This window comes from Candidatus Chlorohelix allophototropha, assembly GCF_030389965.1.
In the GTDB taxonomy this organism is placed as follows: domain Bacteria; phylum Chloroflexota; class Chloroflexia; order Chloroheliales; family Chloroheliaceae; genus Chlorohelix; species Chlorohelix allophototropha.
Window position 1 is genome coordinate 1,418,789 of record NZ_CP128400.1, and the last position, 21,464, is coordinate 1,440,252.

General features: G+C 45.0%; 16 protein-coding genes. 13 read left to right on the forward strand and 3 right to left on the reverse strand.

What is annotated here, in order from left to right; translation table 11 throughout:
* Positions 1 to 175 precede the first annotated feature (175 nt).
* From OZ401_RS18715 to OZ401_RS18740, 6 genes are all read left to right on the forward strand, one after another.
* Positions 176 to 1,021, forward strand: a complete 846-nt coding sequence (locus OZ401_RS18715; protein ID WP_341470039.1) for an alpha/beta hydrolase — start codon at positions 176 to 178, stop codon at positions 1,019 to 1,021.
* 130 nt (positions 1,022 to 1,151) lie between these two features.
* Positions 1,152 to 3,308 carry a (E)-4-hydroxy-3-methylbut-2-enyl-diphosphate synthase gene (ispG, locus tag OZ401_RS18720; protein ID WP_341470040.1) on the forward strand — a complete coding sequence of 719 codons (2,157 nt, stop codon included), beginning with the start codon at positions 1,152 to 1,154 and terminating at the stop codon, positions 3,306 to 3,308.
* A gap of 55 nt (positions 3,309 to 3,363) precedes the next feature.
* Positions 3,364 to 3,861 (forward strand): NUDIX domain-containing protein, encoded by a 498-nt coding sequence (locus OZ401_RS18725; RefSeq protein ID WP_341470041.1) that lies wholly within the window; start codon positions 3,364 to 3,366, stop codon positions 3,859 to 3,861.
* 111 nt (positions 3,862 to 3,972) lie between these two features.
* A complete protein-coding gene (locus OZ401_RS18730) occupies positions 3,973 to 4,797 on the forward strand; it encodes a class I SAM-dependent DNA methyltransferase (protein ID WP_341470042.1) in 825 nt (274 codons plus the stop codon).
* Between the two features lie 64 nt (positions 4,798 to 4,861).
* Positions 4,862 to 5,488, forward strand: a complete 627-nt coding sequence (locus OZ401_RS18735; protein ID WP_341470043.1) for an RNA polymerase sigma factor — start codon at positions 4,862 to 4,864, stop codon at positions 5,486 to 5,488.
* A 95-nt stretch (positions 5,489 to 5,583) separates the two neighbouring features.
* Entirely contained in the window at positions 5,584 to 6,225 is a 642-nt protein-coding gene (locus tag OZ401_RS18740) for an anti-sigma factor family protein (protein WP_341470044.1), read from the forward strand.
* 81 nt (positions 6,226 to 6,306) lie between these two features.
* On the opposite strand, the gene OZ401_RS18745 is transcribed toward OZ401_RS18740, so the two are convergent.
* The 3 genes from OZ401_RS18745 to OZ401_RS18755 all read right to left on the reverse strand — a co-directional run bounded on the left by OZ401_RS18745 (position 6,307) and on the right by OZ401_RS18755 (position 9,283).
* Complete coding sequence (locus OZ401_RS18745; RefSeq protein ID WP_341470045.1) at positions 6,307 to 7,578, reverse strand: glycosyltransferase; 1,272 nt, start codon at positions 7,576 to 7,578, stop codon at positions 6,307 to 6,309.
* Positions 7,579 to 7,651: 73 nt separating this feature from the next.
* A complete protein-coding gene (locus OZ401_RS18750) occupies positions 7,652 to 8,065 on the reverse strand; it encodes a hypothetical protein (RefSeq protein ID WP_341470046.1) in 414 nt (137 codons plus the stop codon).
* 51 nt (positions 8,066 to 8,116) lie between these two features.
* Positions 8,117 to 9,283 (reverse strand): hypothetical protein, encoded by a 1,167-nt coding sequence (locus tag OZ401_RS18755; RefSeq protein ID WP_341470047.1) that lies wholly within the window; start codon positions 9,281 to 9,283, stop codon positions 8,117 to 8,119.
* Between the two features lie 251 nt (positions 9,284 to 9,534).
* Here OZ401_RS18755 and OZ401_RS18760 point away from each other — a divergent pair, with 251 nt between their 5' ends.
* The 7 genes from OZ401_RS18760 to OZ401_RS18790 all read left to right on the forward strand — a co-directional run bounded on the left by OZ401_RS18760 (position 9,535) and on the right by OZ401_RS18790 (position 21,455).
* Positions 9,535 to 10,332, forward strand: a complete 798-nt coding sequence (locus OZ401_RS18760; RefSeq protein ID WP_341470048.1) for a response regulator transcription factor — start codon at positions 9,535 to 9,537, stop codon at positions 10,330 to 10,332.
* Positions 10,333 to 10,490: 158 nt separating this feature from the next.
* Entirely contained in the window at positions 10,491 to 11,855 is a 1,365-nt protein-coding gene (locus tag OZ401_RS18765; RefSeq protein ID WP_341470049.1) for a methyl-accepting chemotaxis protein, read from the forward strand.
* 7 nt (positions 11,856 to 11,862) lie between these two features.
* Positions 11,863 to 12,429, forward strand: a complete 567-nt coding sequence (gene scpB / locus OZ401_RS18770; protein WP_341470050.1) for an SMC-Scp complex subunit ScpB — start codon at positions 11,863 to 11,865, stop codon at positions 12,427 to 12,429.
* 142 nt (positions 12,430 to 12,571) lie between these two features.
* Positions 12,572 to 14,554, forward strand: a complete 1,983-nt coding sequence (locus OZ401_RS18775; RefSeq protein WP_341470051.1) for an acyltransferase family protein — start codon at positions 12,572 to 12,574, stop codon at positions 14,552 to 14,554.
* Between the two features lie 282 nt (positions 14,555 to 14,836).
* On the forward strand, positions 14,837 to 15,739 hold the full coding sequence (locus tag OZ401_RS18780) for a sensor domain-containing diguanylate cyclase (protein WP_341470052.1): 903 nt from the start codon (positions 14,837 to 14,839) through the stop codon (positions 15,737 to 15,739).
* A 287-nt stretch (positions 15,740 to 16,026) separates the two neighbouring features.
* A complete protein-coding gene (locus tag OZ401_RS18785; protein WP_341470053.1) occupies positions 16,027 to 19,716 on the forward strand; it encodes an FHA domain-containing protein in 3,690 nt (1,229 codons plus the stop codon).
* Between the two features lie 20 nt (positions 19,717 to 19,736).
* Entirely contained in the window at positions 19,737 to 21,455 is a 1,719-nt protein-coding gene (locus OZ401_RS18790; RefSeq protein ID WP_341470054.1) for an FHA domain-containing protein, read from the forward strand.
* Positions 21,456 to 21,464 lie beyond the last annotated feature (9 nt).

Below are 21,464 nucleotides of genomic sequence, written 5' to 3' on the forward strand. Positions count from 1 at the left end.
ATGGGGAGTTTTGGTTGGTAAACCTTTGATAGTTTGAATATCCTCCGGTATCAGATTATAACAAAGGCTAACTAGACAGGCAAAAAAGGCTCAAGCATGTGCATTGGTATGGTAAAATCATCTGATTATACTTTGAATTCAAGTTTCAAGACCTGTTGGAGGTTATATTTAGCCGTTGTCATCCCTATCCGCGAATAATTCGCAGCCCCAACCCGATTCTCATGTCTCGATTGTAACGACACACTTATTAAAGTTCCCCCACATTTTGCACCGCCATCGCGTGGATATATTCTTGCCGCCGGGCTATGATTCCAGCCCGCATCAAACTTACAAAGTGCTATATGTGAATGACGGTCAGGATATGGCGCGGTTGCTTATGCGAGAAACCCTTGAAAAACTTTATCGTTTACAGCAACTAGAACCTATTATAGTTGTAGCAATTCACGCCTCCCACGACCGAGTACATGATTACGGAGTAGTAGGTATCCCAGATGCACATAATCGCGGTTCCAAAGCACATGAATATGAGCAATTTGTGCTTGAGCGTCTCTTAATTTATATGGAGCATCACTATCGGATTCGCAAGGGCGCACCCAATACCGCCATATCAGGCGTTTCATTGGGCGGGCTTTCGGCGATTGACCTTGCGTGGCGCAATCCTACTCTTTTTGGCAAGGTTGGGGTATTTTCCGGTTCTTTCTGGTGGCGTACCGATGATACCGATTGGCGCGCTCAACAGGCTTCACGTATTATGCATAAGGTGGTACGGGAGAGCCAGAAGCGGGAAGGTTTGAAATTCTGGTTCCAAGCCGGGACGGCAGACGAAACCAGCGATCGGGACGACAATGGTGTTATAGACGCGATTCAGGATACGCTTGAACTTATTGATGAGCTAGAATTGAAGGGTTATCGCAGGGACGAAGAAATCGTTTATGTACAGGTAGAAGGTGGCAAGCACGATCCAGAAACGTGGAGTAGTGTCTTACCTGATTTTCTCAAATGGGCTTTCGCCCCAGAGTAATTTTCTAATACCAAAACCCCTCATTATTTACATGAACTCTTAATTTATACGCTTGCGATTAGCCATTGCGCGTCTTATACTGTTGCAGATGGCTTGGAAACGGCAATGAAATTGTAAGGAAATCTCAAGAATGTCATTAGATACAAAGCAGGATTTCAGCAAACTTTTGTATGTGGCTGACGCTTATCGCTACCAGCGTCGCAAAACCCGCACGGTGAGGGTGGGCAACATCGGTGTTGGTGGGAATAACCCCATCAGAGTGCAATCTATGACTACCGCCGATACGTTGGATACCGATTCTACCGTAGCGGAAGCAATACGGCTGGTTAATGTTGGCTGCGAAATTGTACGCATTACCACCCCCACTGCCAAAGATGCCGAGAACCTTAAAAATATTCGGGCTGCGCTGGACGCTAAAGGCATAAATGTGCCATTGGTGGCAGATATTCACTTCAACCCGAACGCTGCTATGGAAGCCGCGCGTTGGGCTGACAAGGTGCGTATCAATCCCGGCAACTTTGCCGATGCCAAGCGTTTTGCCGAGCGTGACTATACCGCTAATGAATATCGTGCCGAACTGGACAAGATTGAGGAAAAATTCGCGCCTTTGCTGGAGCGTTGCAAAGAATTAGGGCGCAGCATCCGTATCGGTACTAATCATGGTTCACTTAGTGACCGGATTATGAACCAGTTTGGGGATACTCCTGAAGGGATGGTTGAATCTGCGCTTGAATTTGCCGAAGTCGCCCGCAAATACAATTTCCACGACCTTATTTTTTCTATGAAAGCCAGCAATCCCAAAGTAATGATTCAAGCATACCGCTTGTTGGCAGCGCGACTGGATGAGCGTGGTTGGGATTATCCCTTGCATCTGGGTGTTACCGAAGCCGGAAATGGTGAGGACGGGCGCATAAAGAGTGCAATCGGAATTGGCTCTTTGCTAGAGGATGGTTTGGGTGATACTATTCGTGTTTCTCTCACCGAAGACCCTGAATTGGAAATCCCGGTAGCTGTTCGGTTGGCGCGTCGCTATTCTCGGATTGATGGGTCTATTCTCGAAAAAGCCTCTGCAACCGACGAAACCCCAACTATTTTGCCGGAAGCTTTTACCCATCTGGAAGCTTCGCAGACTATTCCCGACAGACGTGACCCTTACCATTTTGTGCGCCGTAGTTCCAGAGTAGTACAGGTTGGTAGTGTTCGTCTAGGTGGCGAGAATGTGCCGCAAGTAATAGCGTTGCTTACCCAAACACGACTTGAAGAGTTGCTCAAAGCCAACCGCGAATTGCCTTTGGCGGGTAGCAAGAAAAAGACCTCTACCGAAGCGCCCACCGTACCTGATATATATGTGGTAGATGAATTTACCTCTGAAATAATCGAACTGAAAAAAGCACAAGGAGATAAGTTACCTCTACTGGCTCAAGTTTATGAGGAAAAAGACGCGCAAATCGCCTTAGCAGCCGGGGCAGATGCTTTCATGCTAGCGCTATACTCACAAAGTGGTACTACTAATCTCGCTCAAGTACGTCTTGTAGCACAACTAGCAGTTGCCAACGATAAGCCTCTTTTCCTGCAAAGTGTGGCATCGGGCAACGCTCTTTACAGCACTGTCACCAGTTATGACACTCCTGAACTGGATAACCTGTTGGAAGCCGCTTACACCAGTCGCGAGGTAGGTGTAAAGGAAATAGTGTTAGGCTTGGGTCTGGACAGTTCGGCGCGTACTATTTGGAGCTATCGTTTATTGGCTGCAAAACTGCAAGAATTGGGCTGGGACTACCCTATTCACCTAGAAGCGCCCGGTTTGAAGCAGGGCGTAGTTGAAGATTACCTGATAAATGATAGCATCGCTACCGGTGCGCTACTTGCCGATGGCATTGGCGATAGCATACAGGTAATGCAAGGCGATAATAGCCCTCTTACAGGTGAACAGCAAATACAACTGGCGTTTAACATTTTACAGGCAGCAGGGGCGCGCAGCAGCAAAGCCGAGTTTATCGCTTGCCCTAGCTGTGGTCGCACCCTTTTTGATTTGCAAAGCACCACCGCTCGTATCAAAGCCAAAACCGGACATTTGGTAGGCGTGAAAATTGCCATTATGGGCTGTATCGTCAATGGCCTTGGAGAATTGGCGGATGCCGATTTCGGTTATATGGGTGGCGCGCCGGGTAAAGTAAACCTGTTCGTAGGCAAAACCTCTGTTGAAAAAGGCGTGGCTACCGAAGAGGCAGTCGACCGTTTGATTTCCATAATCAAGCAGCACGGGCGCTGGATTGAACCAGAGTAGTATAATGCGTTCCTTCTTGCTCTAGTAGGAATAGGAAGGAACGTATCTTTCAAGTATGTTTAAAAAGAACTCCTATTGTTCTTGGTGTGGCGCAAAATTTGAGGATGCCCTTCCCTTCCCACGCAAATGTGCGGTATGCGGTCATGCCACCTTTTTAAATCCTATTCCGGTAGCTGTAACCTTGCTTCCGATAGATAGCGGTTTGTTGGTGGTACGTCGCGGTATCGAACCGAAAAAGGGTTTGTGGGCACTTCCGGGTGGTTTTATCGACCTTGGCGAAAGTTGGCAACAGGCTGCTGCTAGAGAACTGCTGGAGGAAACAGGAGTAACTGTTGATTCGGCTGAACTTGAAAACTTCAAGGTTTTAAGCGCACCGGATGGTACAGTGCTTATCTTTGCGTTGGCAAAGCTTCGTACCCTAGCCGATCTTCCCCCGTTCCGGTTATCAGCCGAAAGTACCGAGATAAAGATACTGGAAAAACCAGAACCCCTCGCTTTTTCTTTGCACGAACAGGTAATGAACGAATACTTTGAAAAAATTGCTAATAGCTAGATTTTGACAGCTTGATTGATGGTATATATACTCAAATTGTGCAGATTAAGCACCGAAATTTGACTATCTTACTCAGGATAATTGCTATCCTTCTGCTAAAAGGAGCGTTTATTGTCCCTGAAACTGGCTGAACAAACAGCCCCTGCCTCTACTGAAATGCGCCTTCACGAATACGGTATCATGTACAATGTGGAGGATAATTTCTGGTGGTATGAGGGCATGCGCCGGAATCTTCTCAGTTTGCTGCAACGCCATTGGGATTGGCAAGCCAAACCAAACCCAGTTGTTCTCGATGCCGGATGCGGCACAGGAGCGACCTTGCAGCACCTTGCTGCTGGTTTTGAAGGGGAAATCGCCACTAATCGAGCGGTAGGGTTTGATATTAGCAGCGAAGCCCTGCGCTTTTGCCGTCGGCGCAAACTTGACCGCCGCCTATTTCAAGGTTCTATTACTGCAATTCCCGTAGCAGATAATTCGATAGATATTCTGGTCAGTTTCGAGGTTATTTCTAACCTATCCGACCCAGAACCGGGCTTTCGAGAAGTAGCACGGGTACTAAATCATGGAGGGTTGGCAATTATAAAGTTGCCCGCATATCAGTTTTTATACAGTGAGCATGATATAGCAGTCAGAGTGTTGCGACGTTTTAATCGGGGAGAGGTGCAAGCTTTACTGGCAAAGCATGGTCTTGCGCCGGTTCGTATGTCTTACCTAAATACCTTCCTTTTTCCTCCTGCTGCCATTTCTCGTCTCATTAAAAAATTTCTCCTCAAAAACAAAGTGGATGAAGAACTTGAAAGTGATTTGAAACCGCCACACCCTCTACTCAACAAAATACTTATTGGTATAATGGCTCAAGAAGCTAGAGTCTTGCGTCACACAAATTTTAATTTACCTTTTGGGTTATCATTAATTACGGTAGCGCGGAAGGTATAATCGGTAGTAACTAATGTTGAATTACATTAGCCGAAACCAGCAATCATCAGAAGCATCTGAAGTCATGAAAATTAGCACTCCTATCGATGATGATAAGGCAGGCGAAGACGGTTTGGTTATTCTCGCTCAGCAAGGTGACCTCCCCGCATTTAACCAATTGGTCACTTTGTACGAGCAACGAATATTTAATTTAGCTTACCGTTTGCTGGGGGATAGGGAATCTGCCGCCGATGCTACCCAAGATACTTTCTTTCAGGCGTATCGCGCAATCGGGCAATATCGCGGCGGGTCTTTTAAAAGCTGGCTGTTACGTATAGCTACCAATATAAGCTATGACCGTTTGCGTACCCGCCGCCGCCGCCCTACCTCTTCTTTGGATGCACTGGTGAACGAAGCCGAAGAAGTAGGTGGTAGCGCCCTTGCGTTGCTAGAAGACGTTGATTCTGATCCGGGTGATAAATATTTGCAGCGGGAGATGATGGTTGAACTGAGTCGTGCTCTGGATAAGCTGCCTCCCGAACAGAAGTTAGTGATAATATTGAGTGATGTGCAGGGGATGAACTATGAAGAAATAGCGACGATGACCCACACTTCGCTCGGAACGGTTAAAAGCCGCCTAAACCGAGGACGCACCAAAATACGCGAATTGTTGCAAAATACGGAACTTTTGTCGCGAAACAGGCGTCTATAATATAGAGTTGGTTTTCCTCAATCTTTAATTATGCCTTCCTGTCGGTTCTGGCAGGTTTGCCGGGAGAGGACTTTGGGAAAAGTCCTAAGAATGCCGTGTTTAAGCGAGAACCAAAATCCGCCTTTGACCACCATAATGAGTTGTATTCTATTCATCTAGATGACTACGTGGACGGGCGGTTAACTACCCAACAACTAAAAGAAATGGAGGAACATCTCGCAAGTTGCGAGTCTTGCCGGGAAGAAGTGGCAGGCTTGCAACGGGTGCGCGCAATGTTCCGTCGCATTTCGGCTATTGACCAACCACTACCGCGTTCATTTGTCCTGAGCCAAGCCCAAGCTAATAGTTTGAAGCCAAAACCGCTTTATCGCTTTTCTACTTTTGCCGGAGCGATTGCTGCTACATTGCTGGTATTGTTTCTAGCCCTGGACATTATTGGTGCTTTTAACTTTACTTCCACTCGAACAGAGACACTTGCCGCTAGTTACCAACTCCCTACTTTTGGCGCACTTTCTTCGGTAACTTGCTCTACTTCAAGTGAAAATGGGAGTGTTTGCGCTGCCAGTGACCCAAATGGACCAACTGTTATTTATCCAGCCAACCCTCCAAGCCGTACTGTGGTAGTGACCGAGCGTTTGCAAGCCATTACATTTATTGAAATTGGCTTGGTAGGTATTATGATGGCTATGGCTGCCTATGCCTTTGCTCTGCGCCCACGCGCCCCTTCTAGAAAATAATCCGTATAGCTCAAAAATCCCTTTCCTTCGCAAATAATTTGAAGGAAAGGGATTTTTAATTCATAAAAATCGGTTCTGTAGTTATTTACTCATTATGCTTACTCTGGATTCAGCTATGACACCGGTCAAGTCTTGGTAAGTTTCCAGCACTCGGTCGGCGATAGCGCGCCAGCTAAACTGCTCGGCATGGAGAATCGCTTGGTGTCCGAGCTTGTTGCGGTATTGGGTATCATCCAGTAATTGGCGGATGGCATTAGCCAGTTCAGCTTCATCTCCGGGGGGAACCAGTAAACCACTATAGCCATCCTTTACCGTGTAGGGCAACCCGCCTGCTCGGCTGGCAATTACGGGAGTTCCACAAGCTTGTGACTCAAGGGCAGCCATGCCAAAACTCTCATAGTAGCTTGACATAATAGTAATATCAGCAGCGCTATAATAAAATGGCATCAAGTTCTGAGGCTGAGAGGGCAGGAACTTTACATAATCATCCAAACCTAACTCTCTTACCATAGTCTGAAGGCGAATGGCTTCCGGGTTATCGTCCTGCCCTGCCTTATTGCCTCCTCCCACCACAATCACCTGTGTATCTCGCTCACCCTTTTCCACCAACTGCCGAATAGCGCCTATCAGTACGTCCACCCCTTTGATCGGCTCAATTCGCCCTACCAGCAATAGAATATTGCGTGCGGTCAAACCTAACTGGGTACGTGCATCGGCTTTGTGACGTGGCTTGAATAGCTTCAAATCCACTCCACAAGGAATTATATCTATTTTGTCCGCTTCTGCCCCGTATTGCCAACTTAATGAAGCTTTTTCGGCGGCGGTGGCAGCCACAATTCGATCCACTTTATCCATTAATAAGGTTTCGCGTTCTGTGCGGATATCCGGCTCAAGTTCGCTTTCATTGCGCGCCGTAGCATTCTTCAGCAAAGCTAGGGTGTGAAACATTTGCACTACAGGCACTCGCCATTTCTCGCTCAGCACCAAGCCTGCATACCCACTTAGCCAGTAATGGGAATGGATAACGTCATATTGCAAGCCTTCGCTGCGCTGGAAATTCTGGATATTGCGCACAAACTCAGGCAAATGATCGTATATCTTGTTTTTATTATAAGGTTTGAGCGGTCCTGCCGGTAAGTGGATAATACGCGCATTATCGCTCAAAGTATGGGTCAGGGGTGTAATCAAGCTCTGGGTACGGGTAAAGACATCTACCATTATACCGCGCCGCCCCAGTTCTCGGCTTAGTTCGCGCACATAAACGTTCATGCCGCCTGCTTCTTTGCCACCCAAAACTGCCAGGGGACAGGTATGCACGCTGAGCATGGCGACCCTGTAAGAATCTTTATTCATTTTACTTGAATGACCTCATTATTAATATGTGATTTATTTTAATACCAAAACTTCTGTTTATATTTACAACTGTCTAAATCTTTAAGCTAAGTCCTATAACTAAGAAAATTAGCGCAATCAAAGGTAACCCGGTTTTCAGGATTTTACCTGTACCGCCCAGTTGCAATTGCAACGCTACTTCCAAGAATACTACTACAAATCTCAATCCTAATAAACCGAAACCGAGCGGCAAAAATAGCCCAAATCCTCCGGTAATTAACGCAGTTCCGCCCAGAACAAACATAGCAATAGCCGCACCGAGATTCATCAGTGCTAGCAGCCAATTATTGTTGCCGAACCAACTGAGAATACGTATATCTACAGTTTGTTTCTCTTCATTACTAGTATTCAATGGGGGCTGTCCACCGGGTGTAGCCGCTCTTTTGGTAATTTGAGGTGATGCTCCCAATTCTTGGGTTTGTTTCAAGGACCTTTTGCTTTTCGCCATTTCTGTTCTCGCTTATTTTAACCTAATATATTAAGACAAACCGACCTGTATTTAGCCGAAACGTGGGGGAGTTAACTCCAATAGTAACATTAAATCTCCCGCTATTAAAGAATGACCGCCCATTAAAACGGTCAGCCCAGTTTTCTCTTGAACCTCCACTGCTGCGTAGGTAAATTCCCGTAAGTAGGCATCATGAATACCTTCGGGATTAAAAGCATCGCTGTTAAAACGGTCAGATCGGCTGAAATTATATTTTAAATGGGCAAACAAAACTCGTGTATCAATCGCTACGGCTGTACTTAATTCAGCTAGTTGGAAAAAAAAACTCTGTGGGCCGGATTTTTCCAGAATTATCCCTGCCAGAGATTTTACCAAGCCCTTTGCTTCTCTACCACTGGCACGCATACCCCGTTCTTCGCTAAGTATTCGGGTTTGCCCATGTGTGCGCGTTTCTAGCAAACGATGCACTCCACCACTGACTCTGCCGCTTATCAGCACTTCGCTTTCAAAACGACCCAATTCGCGTAAAAAAGCGCTGGCGTTGCGAGTGGGGAAAGATTTTTCCTCACTTAAAAACTCTTTGAGCAAGCTCAGTTCTGTATTATTATCAAGCCATATTTTTAAAGCGGCTCCATCGGTAGGAGTATCTATATCAAAAATGGTACGAAACGTCCGACTGTCTCCCGGTAACATTTGCCGCCATACTAAACCGGCGCGCTGGCATAAACTCCAAGCCAGATTATTATCACTATCCGGCAATTCATTACGAGCGACAAGTTTATTAACAGCTTCTGTCGGTTTCCAGCCTACTATATCAGCGCTAAAAAAGTTATTAGCTGTTACAACTGCCGGTTCTTCTTCCAAAACTTTAAGCAAAGATTGCCATTCGGCTACAGAGAACAACGCCCCTGCCCCTGCTCCAGCATAAACGACGGCATCTTTTGAAGGCAACAATTGTGCTATTCGACTTAGCGAATACCCAAAATCAAATGTACCAGAAGAAGAAATTTCATTATCGAACAGCAGTTCAACCCCATCTGGTGGGTTGAAAGAATGGTCGTTGGTCAGCACTAGCATTCTTTCAAAAAGACCGGTCGAGCGAGCAGTCTGTAAGGTAGATACGGCGGCTAATCTCAGCAGCTTATCCATCGCCAATTCTACAGGTGTAAGCGATGAATCGTTTGCGCACCCATAAAACAATATAAGGTTATTAGCCACCGCACTCCTCTCCGGTCACTTTATAACTGCCATAAAGTATTTTAACACATTTGAAAAGTCGGAAAATTTCAGTTGAGTATACAGGGGGTTGTATCAAAAATGCAGAAAAGAATTAAAAAGTGTGCTAAAATAGACATAATCTTTATTTATTTTTCGCCGTGTGGATACTTGTTTAGCTAAATTGGAATACATCTGCTTAAGCTGGTTACTTGGCATAGATGCCAGTTTCACTCTAGGATGGGAGTTTACCAATGAAAAGCCCTAAGATTTTAATTGTCGATGATGAACAAAATATTTTACGCTACCTGAGTGATGCGCTGGATGATGAAGGTTACGAAATATCTACCAAAGCAAGTGGTACTGAGGCGGTTTCTTCTCTGGAAGATGCTGTCTATGACCTTGTGCTGGTAGACTTAAAACTCCGGGATATTGATGGTCTCGAAGTTATGCGCGAAGTAAAAAAACGCTCCCCTGATACTGTGGTGATAATGCTAACCGGACATGGTTCACTGGACAGTGCAATGGAAGCGATTCGTACAGGCGCTTCTGATTACTTGCTTAAGCCGATCAAGATTCAAGCTCTCAAGGATAGCCTTAAAGAAGGGCTGAAAAAACGCGAAGAAACTCTAAACCAAAAACGATTAGCTGAACAAGCGCGACAGTTCGCCCGCAGCGTAATTGAGGGTGGCGAAATCCAATCCGCAGCAATTGCTGAAGTTAAAAGTGCCAAAATCGAAGACGAAGAAATAATCAAGGTTAGTGACGTTGTAGTAGATATTAGAAAGCACGAAGTTCGTCGTGATGACGAGATGCTGAGTCTGACTCCTACCGAATTTAACTTGTTGGTTACTTTAATGAACAATGCTGGGCGCGTTTTGAGTTGTAAATACCTAGTAAAGCAAGTTCACAATTATGATCTCAGTGAGTTTGATAGTCGCTCTATGATCCGGGTTCATATCAAGCACCTGCGACACAAAATAGAGCGTGACCCTAATAATCCCGAATATATTTTGAATGTGCGCGGACTAGGCTATAAGTTCGGAACTTAATCGGGTCAGGGGGTTATTGTACTATCCGTCAGGTTGAAACGCAGAGCAAAGTTAATATTTGGCAAAAACTGATTGCCCCTAATCCGCGACTAAATCCGGACGAGCAAAGGCGCGCCCGGCTTTTTAATGTCTTGTTGTTGGTTACTGGATTAGGGGTTTTGGTTCTTATTTTAACCACTCAGATTCCTACTTTCCCCAATATTGATTTTCGACAGTTCATTCCTCAGTTGGCAGGGTTAGCCATAATTCTCTTGTGTTTTCTGTTAAATCGAGTAGTATCTCCCAACATCTCTGCTATTATTTTTTTCTTGCTGGTAAACGGTTTGGTACTTACCTATGTGTTTACTTCACCGGATGAAATGTTCGTTATAGATTTGCGTTCGATTTCGACTTTGCTAATCTTGCCAGTAGTTGCATCTTCGGTAATTATTGGGGCTGTTTACTGTTTTATTTTTGCAGGGGTTGGTATTGCCGGCATTTTTATTGTGGCATTACTCCGCGTTAAACCCGGACTCTTTTTGTTGGAGAAGCCAACCGACGTTTTTAATAATATCAGCACTCCTGTTGCTCTTTTAGTAGTGATGGCGGGGCTATCGTGGTTTTTTGATGCTAATTCGCAAAATCTCATCTCACGTTTGAGAGAGCGAAATTTTAGTTTAGATACCCTTAATCGTGAGCTAGCGCAAAAGCGTGATGCTGAGCGTCAATTATCACTTCAGGTCAACGCCCTCACCGGACAAGTTGCCTCCTCCTTTAACGAGCAAGCCCTTTATACAACTAATCAACTCGCTGCTGTATTAGAGGTAACCACTACCGTTGAACAATTTGGTCAGACTAACGATGCGATTGCACGCTTGGCTCGTCAGGTAGATTTAACTGCTCAAGAATCTCTCAAAGTAGCTGAAGATGGCACGGATAATGTGCAAACCGCTTTAAGTTCCCTATTATCAATCAGTGAACGTGCCCAAGAGTTTGCCAATTCGATGGATGACTTGTACAATCAGGCACATCAAATCGACCAAATTATTGAATTGATAACCGAAGTTGCCGAAGAAACCAATCTGCTGGCTTTGAATGCTACTATTGAAGCGGCGGGTGCGCGTGAATACGGTAAACGCTTTGCTAGTGTTGCCAACGAAGTCCAACGTTTGGCTAATCGCAGTCGCGATGCGGCAGATCAAGTCAGGCGAGTTATGGATGATTTTCGCCGAGCAATACAAGCTACGTCCGAAACTGCTCAACAGGGTGTTGGTGAAACTACTCAGGTCATTTCAGGTTCACGCCAGATTAATAGCGCGTTGGAGGGAGTTGTAGCAATGGCTGAAAATACTGCAACTCTCGCACGCCAAATTGCCGTAGCCATCCAACAGCAACGTGATGCCAGCGGACAGCTAGTATCTACAATCCGGCATATTTCCGACATCTCTAAGGCTGTATCCGAAGAGGGGAAAGGTGTTTTAAGCAGCTTGGATATTCTTTATCAGGCAGTATTAAAACTTACTAACAATGAGCAAGCAGACTGATAAATAAATGGAAAACTCCAATATCTCTCGACAATTAGCCGCTATTGAAGCGATACTGTTCATCTCCGCAGAAGCTGTTAATCTTGCCGATTTACAAAAGGCTTTGCAAGTAGAGCCAAACTGGCTTGAAGAACTAATCAATACCCTTAACGAAGATTACAAAATCAACGATAGGGGTTTACGTATTTACAGACATAACAACACAGTTCAACTGGTTACTTCCCCGGAAGTTGCCCCCTATATTGAACGCTTTCTCGGTTTACAACCAGCTTCCCGCCTTTCGGCAGCCGCGCTTGAAACCTTGACCATTATTGCTTACCGCCAACCGATTACTCGTCAAGGAATAGAGGCAATACGTGGGGTAGATAGTAGTGGGGTTATAAATACCTTGCAGGCACGAAGCTTGATTGAGGAAGTAGGGCGTGCCGAAAGCATCGGACATCCGGTGTTATTCGGAAGCACCATAGAATTCTTACATCAGTTTGGTCTAAAAAACTTGTCTGAACTGCCACCGCTGGAAGGTCTCAGCGAAACAACTATATCTGTAAATTCTCTCCCTGATGTTAAAATGTAGAAGCAAAACCCCGAGACTTGGTTTTGTTGTTTAATAAAATTTTAATGCAGGTTTGTAGTAGCATAAATTCCTGAAATATTGTATTATATAAACATCATACAGAATTCAAACAAAATCAACAAAGTTTTTAGGATTCTGATCAATGCTTGAGGTTCAGAGACCGCTAATAACTACTAAAATAAGCACGTTTACCTTTGTTGAGAAACTCACTCACGAAGCACGATTACCATACCTGCCGGGTCTGGAAGGTTTACGGGCTATTGCTGTAATTGCAGTAATACTTTATCACGCCGATTTACTATTTATACCGGGCGGTTTTTTAGGCGTTGAAATATTTTTCGTAATTAGTGGCTATCTAATCACCTCGCTATTACTGGAAGAAGTACGTCGCACAGGTAGTGCCAACCTCCAAATGTTCTGGTTCAGGCGCGCTCGTCGTTTGCTTCCCGCCGTTTTCCTTTTGCTCATCGCAACCTTGGCTTTTTCATTAATTTTCCTGCCCGACGAGGTAGGCGGTATTCGAGGCGATGCCCTCGCTGCAACTAGCTACATTACAAATTGGTATCTTATTTTTGAGAATAAATCATATTTTGAGCTTATCGCCAGACCATCGCTTTTAAAGCACTTATGGTCACTGGCAGTAGAAGAGCAATTTTATATCCTCTTTCCGTTGCTCCTAAGTTTTGTTCTCATAAAAGTACGCAAAGTATTAGCTTTGCTTATTCTGGGTATAGGAATTATTGGCTCAACTCTGTTGATGGCTGCGCTCTATATACCGAATATAGACCCCTCGCGAATATACTATGGAACTGATACCCGTGCTACCGGTTTGCTGATTGGGGCGGCGCTGGCATATTTCTGGACACCATGGCGTATGCAATCACGGGAAGATAGGATTCCCCCCATACTTCTGGACATTACAGGTTTTGCGGCATTTGGCGGCTTAGTCTTTATCTTAATTTGGCTGGATGAATCGAACCCTTTCTTGTATCAAGGCGGGTTTCTGGTAACCGGACTTCTTACCGCAATCTTAATAGCGGTAGTAGTACATCCCTATAACAGATTAGCTACACGCTTACTAGGCTTAAGCGTTATGCGTTGGATTGGCTCGCGCTCATATGGAATTTACCTTTGGCACTGGCCAATTTATATGGTTACGCGCTCGAATCTGGATGTATCCTTAAACGGATTGCCCTTGTTAGTGGTACGTCTTGTATTAACCTGTTTGTTTGCCGAACTTTCTTACACCGTTGTAGAAACACCTATACGTAAAGGCGCTTTGGGTAATGCTTGGAAATCTTGGCGCGAGGCTAACGGTATTAAGCGCAGAATACTCGGTTGGCGCTGGAAGATGTCTCTAACTACATTCATAGTATTTTCACTGGCGTTAGTTGGGGCTGTTTCTGCAGCGCATCCTGTTCAAACTCCTGCTTATCTGGCAGAAACTTCTCTTAAAATCACTTACCCCAACATAATAAATATTACTCTGCCAGCTTTTACGGCAACTCCACTTTCAAATTATGCTCTGTTGCCATCTTCTACTCCTGAAGCTATTGCTACCTTTGAGGCAACCCAACCGCCCCAACCTACCCATACACCCTTGCCTACTGCCACACCACCGGCAACCGCAACACCTGAACCAACTCCAACTCCTGAAGTACCTTTGCGGGTTACTGCTATTGGGGACTCGGTAATGCTGGGTGCAGCAAAAGACTTGGGCAATTTTATTCCCGGCTTAACTATCGATGCAGAGGTTAGTCGCCAATTTATGCGAGCGACCGATATTCTGAAGGCATATAGGAAAGAAGGCGTTCTGGGAAATTTGGTAATAATACATTTGGGCAATAACGGTGGTATTAGCGATCAGCAATTTGACGAACTTATGCAAACTTTAGGAGATATTAAGCGGGTTATATTTGTAAATGATAAAGTTCCGCGTCGTTGGGAAGAGGCAAATAATGATATTATTGCTAGGGGCGTGAAACGCTACCCCAATACCCAACTGGTCGATTGGTTTGCTGCTTCTAATAATCATCCTGAATTATTTTGGGACGACGGGCTTCACCTACGCCCTGAAGGTGCGAAATTTTACGCTGAACTGGTTATTTCCGTGCTACGCTCCTGATTTTATCGGCTAAACTTATACCTCTAAGGTTTTTTCAACCCACCTTTTATTATAATCCCAACCTATTTATGTTCGATGCTTTAAGTTTTGACATAAAAATTTTATTTAGGACTTCCGCTTGCGATAGTAAAAATGAGCCTAGATTACGGACAAAGGGCTTAAGTCCCTTGCCTAAAAGCGAAAGTTCTATAATATTACCTACTTACAGAATACTTGTGATATTGATTATAATTATAATTAGATTAGGGTAAGTTTCGAAGTTACATTGATGAAGGTGATAAAGTGTTTGGAAAAGAAGAATTTTACCGGATAATCCTAGATAATCTGTTTGATGGTGTTTATCTGGTTGGAAAAGATAAAAGGATTACCTACTGGAATAAGGGGGCAACACGTATTACGGGTTACGATAGTGAAACCGTAATAGGTCGTAAATGTTCTGAGAACCTACTAATGCATGTAAGCGAGTCTGGGACTCTCCTTTGTATTACTGGATGTCCAATTTCTGAAACAATTACCGACGGTGCGGTTCGTGAAGCGGAAGTGTTTCTGCATCATAGTGATGGGCATCGTGTCCCTGTATTGGTTCGGGTAGCTCCATTAGTGGATGAGGAAGGTAATATTATTGGCGCGGTGGAAAGTTTCAGCGATAACTCTATCACCATACAAGAACGCAAACGAGCCAATAATTTTCAAAAAGAGGCAATGGAAGATGCCCTCACCGGTATTGGCAATCGCCGTTTTATCGAGCATAAATTTCGCTTTTCTCTAGGCGAAGCCCAACAACTGGGTGATCAAATTGGTGTATTATTAATTGATATAGACTACTTTAAAAAGGTAAATGATAATTACGGGCATGATATTGGCGATCAAGTTTTAAAAATGGTTGCTAAAACAATTGCTAATAATGTTCGCGTAACAGACTTTGTTGGTCGTTGGGGCGGAGAAGAATTTGTTGTGGTATTACACAATATGGATCAAGAGCGACTAATAGCAATTAGCGAGAAAATCAGAGCGTTGGTGGGGAAAGCTCAATTGCATACTCTACACGGCGAGATTAAAGTTACTATTTCTATCGGCGCTGCTCTCAATAGCACCAATGATACGCCCGATAGTTTATTTGAGCGTATTGACAAATTGCTCTACCAGAGTAAGAGTGAGGGACGCAACCGGGTAAGTTACTCCTAGAATTCTAATGTGCTATTATATTTTTATTCACAAATCCGCTGGGATGTTACATCTTGACGGATTTCTCTTTTTTACTACCATAATTTGAAATCGCATCGTTTAAATAGATTATACAAATAAAATTTAGTTGCAAATAAGCCCGTTAAAAATTCAGGGCTATTATGTTATAATGTTATATACTCATTTTAAGAGTATTTGCTCATCTGCCAAGTAAATCCCTGAAAGATACCCAATTAATATCATTATTTATTGCGTTTTAGAACTAAAATATTCGAGAGGTTGTTGTCTTGGCGGAAGTAGCACCGCAAACCCCACATTTAAGAATCCTTAACGGTCCTCAGCAAGGTACTTGCATCCCGTTAGATTTTAATGCATTAGCTATTACCCCCTTTGTTATCGGACGTGCCCCTGATTCGAATTTTTTATTGCAAGACCCCACTAACCGGGTATCTCGTCACCATTCAGAGTTTGCTTGGCGTAAAGAGGATGAAGTTTTAACCCTACGTGATACTTCCAGCAATGGCACTTATCTGAACGGGCAACAGATCGGCAGTCTTATGCCACTTTTCCCCGGCGATATAATCGGCTGTGGTAGTATCCAATTGCTTTTTTTTGTACCGGTGGATGGTATTAAAACCTTACTGGCTCAATTGCCTGATGAGAAACACATGCCTGAAGATACTTGGCCCGGTGTTGCTCGTCTCGATGTGCTGGTTAGTGATGCTCGCAACTTGAGGGTTGGTTCTTTTATTAGGTTAATTCCAACACATCCCCTCAGTATCGGGCGATTTGGCGATAATGATTTGCAATTGTTGGACGAAGATGTCAGTCGGAGCCATGCTGAGATTCGCTGGATTAGCAATGGCTACGTATTGCGAGATTTGGGCGCTGCCAACCCTACTTATATCAATGATGTGGCGCTGGATGCCCCCCGTCGCTTGCAGGATGGTGATACCATCAATATACGTGGAAGTGAGTTTTCGTATCGTGCTTCGCGTGTACCCTACCAAGTATCTACCAAACTGGAGGCAGTGAAAATAACTTCGCAACGCCTTCGCTTTGCGCTTGATCACAGCCAGTTACATCTTGGTGCGCGGTTTCTTGGTTTGCCTCGTGATCGTCAGGTTCAAATAGGACGTTCTGAAAGCAATGACTTGCGCCTTCTTGACCCCTATGTTTCAAAACGCCACGCAATTTTGGTATATGAATCAGGGCGTTATGTGTTAACCGATCTCGGTACTTCCAACGGTGTGTTGGTAAACGGTCAGGATATTAAACGTCCGATTGCCCTGAACGGTGGAGACCGTCTTAAAATAGGTCAGTTTGAGTTCATTTTCGAAGATTATGAACCCTCTCGCGAAGATGGTCAAACTGTGATGCTCAGAAGTGGGCAACCTGTTACCCTTGAAATGGCTGATTCAACCCAAACAATCGCAGATTCAGGTTCACCGGATGTTGCCGGAATGCAAGCGGTTAAGGAAGAAAAGAATCTGCATCCGCTTCGCAAGATTCCACCTTTCGATGAATTGGACGATGAACTATTTAAACAGCTTCAACCTTATTTCAAACAGGTTACTTACAATTCAGAACAGGAAATTGCGCGAGAAGGGCAGGGTAAAGGGGCATTTTTTGCCGTATTATCGGGATATATAACTATCTCGCGTGCTTTGAATGAGCGGCGGGATGAACGATTGGTGCTGGCTGAAATCGGACCCGGTGCAATCTACGGTGAGCGTACAATTTTTGCCAACCAACCCTTTGTCAATCGTTTGGTGGCGCGTACTAGGGTGGAAGCGCTTCGATTGGAAGAGTCGGATTTTGTACGGACATTCAGCAATAATCCTAAAATCCTTTCTTTCTTTCAACAACAAGTTGCCACTTATTCGACTGCTACTTGGTTACGCGGCACTATTTTAATGCGCACTCTCTCGGACAGAACAATCCGCGACTTGGCTGCTCGTATGCGCTATCGTTCATTTAAACCGGGTGAACTCATCGGTGAAAAAGATAAACCATGCGATCAGTTCTTCCTGATTGTAGGGGGTGAGGCTACTGCTTTTACCGTAAATAGCAAAGGAACCGAACAGGTTATTGCCGAGCTTGAAGAAGGCGACACTTTTGGCGATGGGATTGCTAGCGAAGGTGAAACCTATCCGGTGACAGTGCGTGCTCGGAAACTGGTAGATGCTTACGCCCTTGCTAAAGCCGATTTTGAGACGGTATTGAGTCAGAGCGCCGATCCGGTAGCAAATCTTGGCGCCGAATTATTGGGCTTACCGCTAGGCGCGGTACTAAACCGCATCAGCCCTTTTACTACAATGCCCCCGCAATTAGTAGCTCAAATTGCCGCCCGTATGAAGGTTAAAAAGTTTCCCAAAGGGCGGGTTATTTTCAAAGAAGGGGAACGTGCAGACGCATTTTATATTATCCGCAAAGGACAAATTGAGCTTAGTTTCCAGACTCGTAGTGGTGAGAATCGCACCGATATGACAATCGGACCGGGTCAGTTTTTTGGCGAGACTGCCCTATCCGATAACCCAACCCGCACCAATACCTGTCATGCAGTTGAAGAAGTGCAGTTATTGACCTTGTACCGCCCCCAATTTGAAGAAGTGCTGAAATTAGGCGGAAATTACGCGCTTGGTCAGTATTTTGCCAAAGGTATCAGCAAACGTTATCGCCCGAAGCGCGTAGCCGATTGGTCTATCACCGAACAAACCAATGCTATGGGTGAAACCCAGCATCTTTTGAGCAAGGGTGAGGATTATTTCAAGCTCTCAGAGGGCGGTTATTTCCTGTGGCAATTGATGGATGGTGATAATAGCATTAACGATTTGGCACTGTCCTATTTTATGGAATTTAAAAGTCTTGACCTAGAGGGTGTATCCAACCTCGTGGGGCAGTTGCAAGCAGCAGGTTTTCTGGAAGTGCCTAAGGTGGATGAGCGCTTACTAGGGGAGAAGCAAGGTAAGGAACGAAGCATTATAGGAAAATTGTGGCAACCGATTTTCCGAACGTTGACTTATACCACAGAAATTAAAAATGTGGATGGCTTTTTCACAGGTTTGTACCGCTACTTTGGCAGGGTATTTTTCTGGAAACCGCTTGTATTTCTCTTCGCTCTCATTGTACTAGCCGGAACGGCTGCTTTTGTTTGGAAGGGTGGTCTTTCGGCACTGGTGCAACCGCCCATTGCTTTATTTGCCACCGGACTATGGTGGATACTTATTCTGGTCTTATTATTTAACTTCTTTATTCATGAAATTGCGCATGGTCTAGCCTGCAAACATTTTGGGCGGAAAGTAATGGGAGTAGGCGTAGGCTGGAATCTGGTAGGGCCTGTGTTTTTGGTCGATACAAACCAGATATGGTTGGAAAAACGCTGGCCCCGTATTGTCGTAAACTTGGCAGGTCCGTTAACCAATATTCTTTTCTGTAATATTTGTTTTCTGTGGCTATTTTTGGTGTCTGAAAGCGATACCCATACCCGGGATGCCCTATTTCAATTAGGCGTTATTGCCTTCACATTGGCATATATTAATCTCAATCCTTTGGTGGAAGGCGACGGTTATTACGCTTTAATGGATTGGGTGGAAATTCCAAGCTTGCGCAAAAAAGCATTGGTACATGTTCGAAGGCGATTGACGCGCAAGCCTGATGTGAGGCATTATACACAGCGAGAGAAACGCATCTTTAATTGGTTTGTAGCGTTTATTCCCATCTATCTGCTGGTTATCATGGCTCAGTTTATTTTCTGGTTGGGCGGAATTACGATAGCCTTGCTACATAATAGTTTGAATTTTGATAGCGATACTTCTCTGTGGTTAGGGGTGGGATTAGCAGTAATTGTAACATTGTTGATGGCGATTCCAATGTTTGGCGAGCTTTTTGTAATCAGCGCTGCGGGTAGTGGTGATGATGAAGACGATACCGTTCGTACTGGAAGTGCCCGTGGAGGTCGTCGCCAAAACCGCTAGGGTAAAGGGGTGTAGGTTAATTGAGTCAGCCTGTAGTCGTTAACCGTGAAGGTCCTCAGTTAAAAATGAATTTTGTTACCGGACCACGCACCGGAGAACGCTTGAGTCTGCCTTATCCTGAGCAAGGCATTTCCACAATATTACTAGGACGCAGCCGCGAATGTCCTATCTGGATAGATAGCGCCGATGTAAGCCGCCGTCACGCCGAGATTTTTGCAGGTCAACATGGTCAGTTATTGATTCATGATTTGGGTAGCATCAATGGTACTTTGGTTAACGGTCAAATTGCCCAACTAACCGCCCCATTACCTTTGCATCCCGGCGATCATATTAAGCTAGGCTTGACTGAAATACTCTTTGAAGGCGTTACAGGCGTACCAGCACCACGTCCTAATCCCACTCCAATCGTAACTACCCGCCCAACCGCCTCTCTTTCTGACGACATCTTTATTTACATCTTTTTGAGAAATGGTCAGCGTTACCTGTTTTCCGGCGAAGAAGCTACTATTGGGCGTGGACAAGCCAATGATATAGTAATTGATAGCAATAGTATGTCACGCCAGCATGCCCGCCTCGCCCGCACCCCAAACGGCGTATATATCAGCGATCTTGGTAGCACCAATAAAACCTTTGTAAACGGTGTGCAAGCGGATGCGCCGATCATGCTACATGATGGCGATATCCTGCGGTTTGGCGATGTTGAAGCAGATTTTAAAATAGAGAACCAGCGACTAAGTGCCGTTTTCAGAGCAGATGACCTTAACATCCCTGAACTTGAGGATGGTACCAAATTTGATAAAACTTTCCTAGGTGACATGACGTTTCGGGAAATTACCCAAAATAGCCCGGATGATATACGGCGCTCTATTGAAGAGGGCGAAACAAATCTAGCGGTGAATTTGATTGTTGTTGGGCGAAACCAGCGGCAATCTAGCGCGGCGTTACCAGAAGGCACGGCTCTTTATCGCCCTGAAATAGCACGCCCTGCTGTACCACAAGCGCGGCTTGGGGCAGAGGTAGCGCGTTTGGAAGGGGTGTGGTACAACGAAGGCAGTGGGCGCGCCTCCACCCTTTTACTCAAAGACGTGAGAATTGGTTTGCGTCAAGGTGAATTGGTAGCATTAGTTGGTCCTTCCGGCTCAGGTAAAAGTGAATTAGTTGAAATTATGGGCGGTTTTCTAGCTGCTGATCGTGGTACGGTATCAATTCTTGGTTATCAAATACCAACCCACGAAAGCTGGCGCGGTAAAAAACGCTTAAATCTTGAAGAAGAGCGCGACCATGTACGTTGGCGAAGTCGCAATATTGGCTATATGAACAGTGATTTGAACCAGCTAAATCCTCGCCTGACTATTTTGGAGCAAATCACCACCGCGATTGAATTAGCAGGTACGGTGGTTGACCCTCGCCGCCGCAACGAGATCGCAATGGAGCGTCTGTTTCTAGTCGGTCTTACCGACCCTGAAATCCCACGTCTTAAGCCCTCTGATCTTAATCGTCGTGAAAAGCAACTCGTGGCACTTGCACGGGCGCTTGCAAATGACCCACCCATTTTATTAGGCGATGAACCAATTGGTAATCTGCCAAGTGATGCCGCTAATTATGTTTTTAAATTGCTACAACAGTTTGTAGCTTCGGGGAAAACAGTGTTAATGGTAACCCATGATGCTTATTGGGCACGCAATGCCACCCGCCAAATTGAAATACTCGACGGTGAGATTGTTGGCAGTCTTTCCTGAAACCCTGAC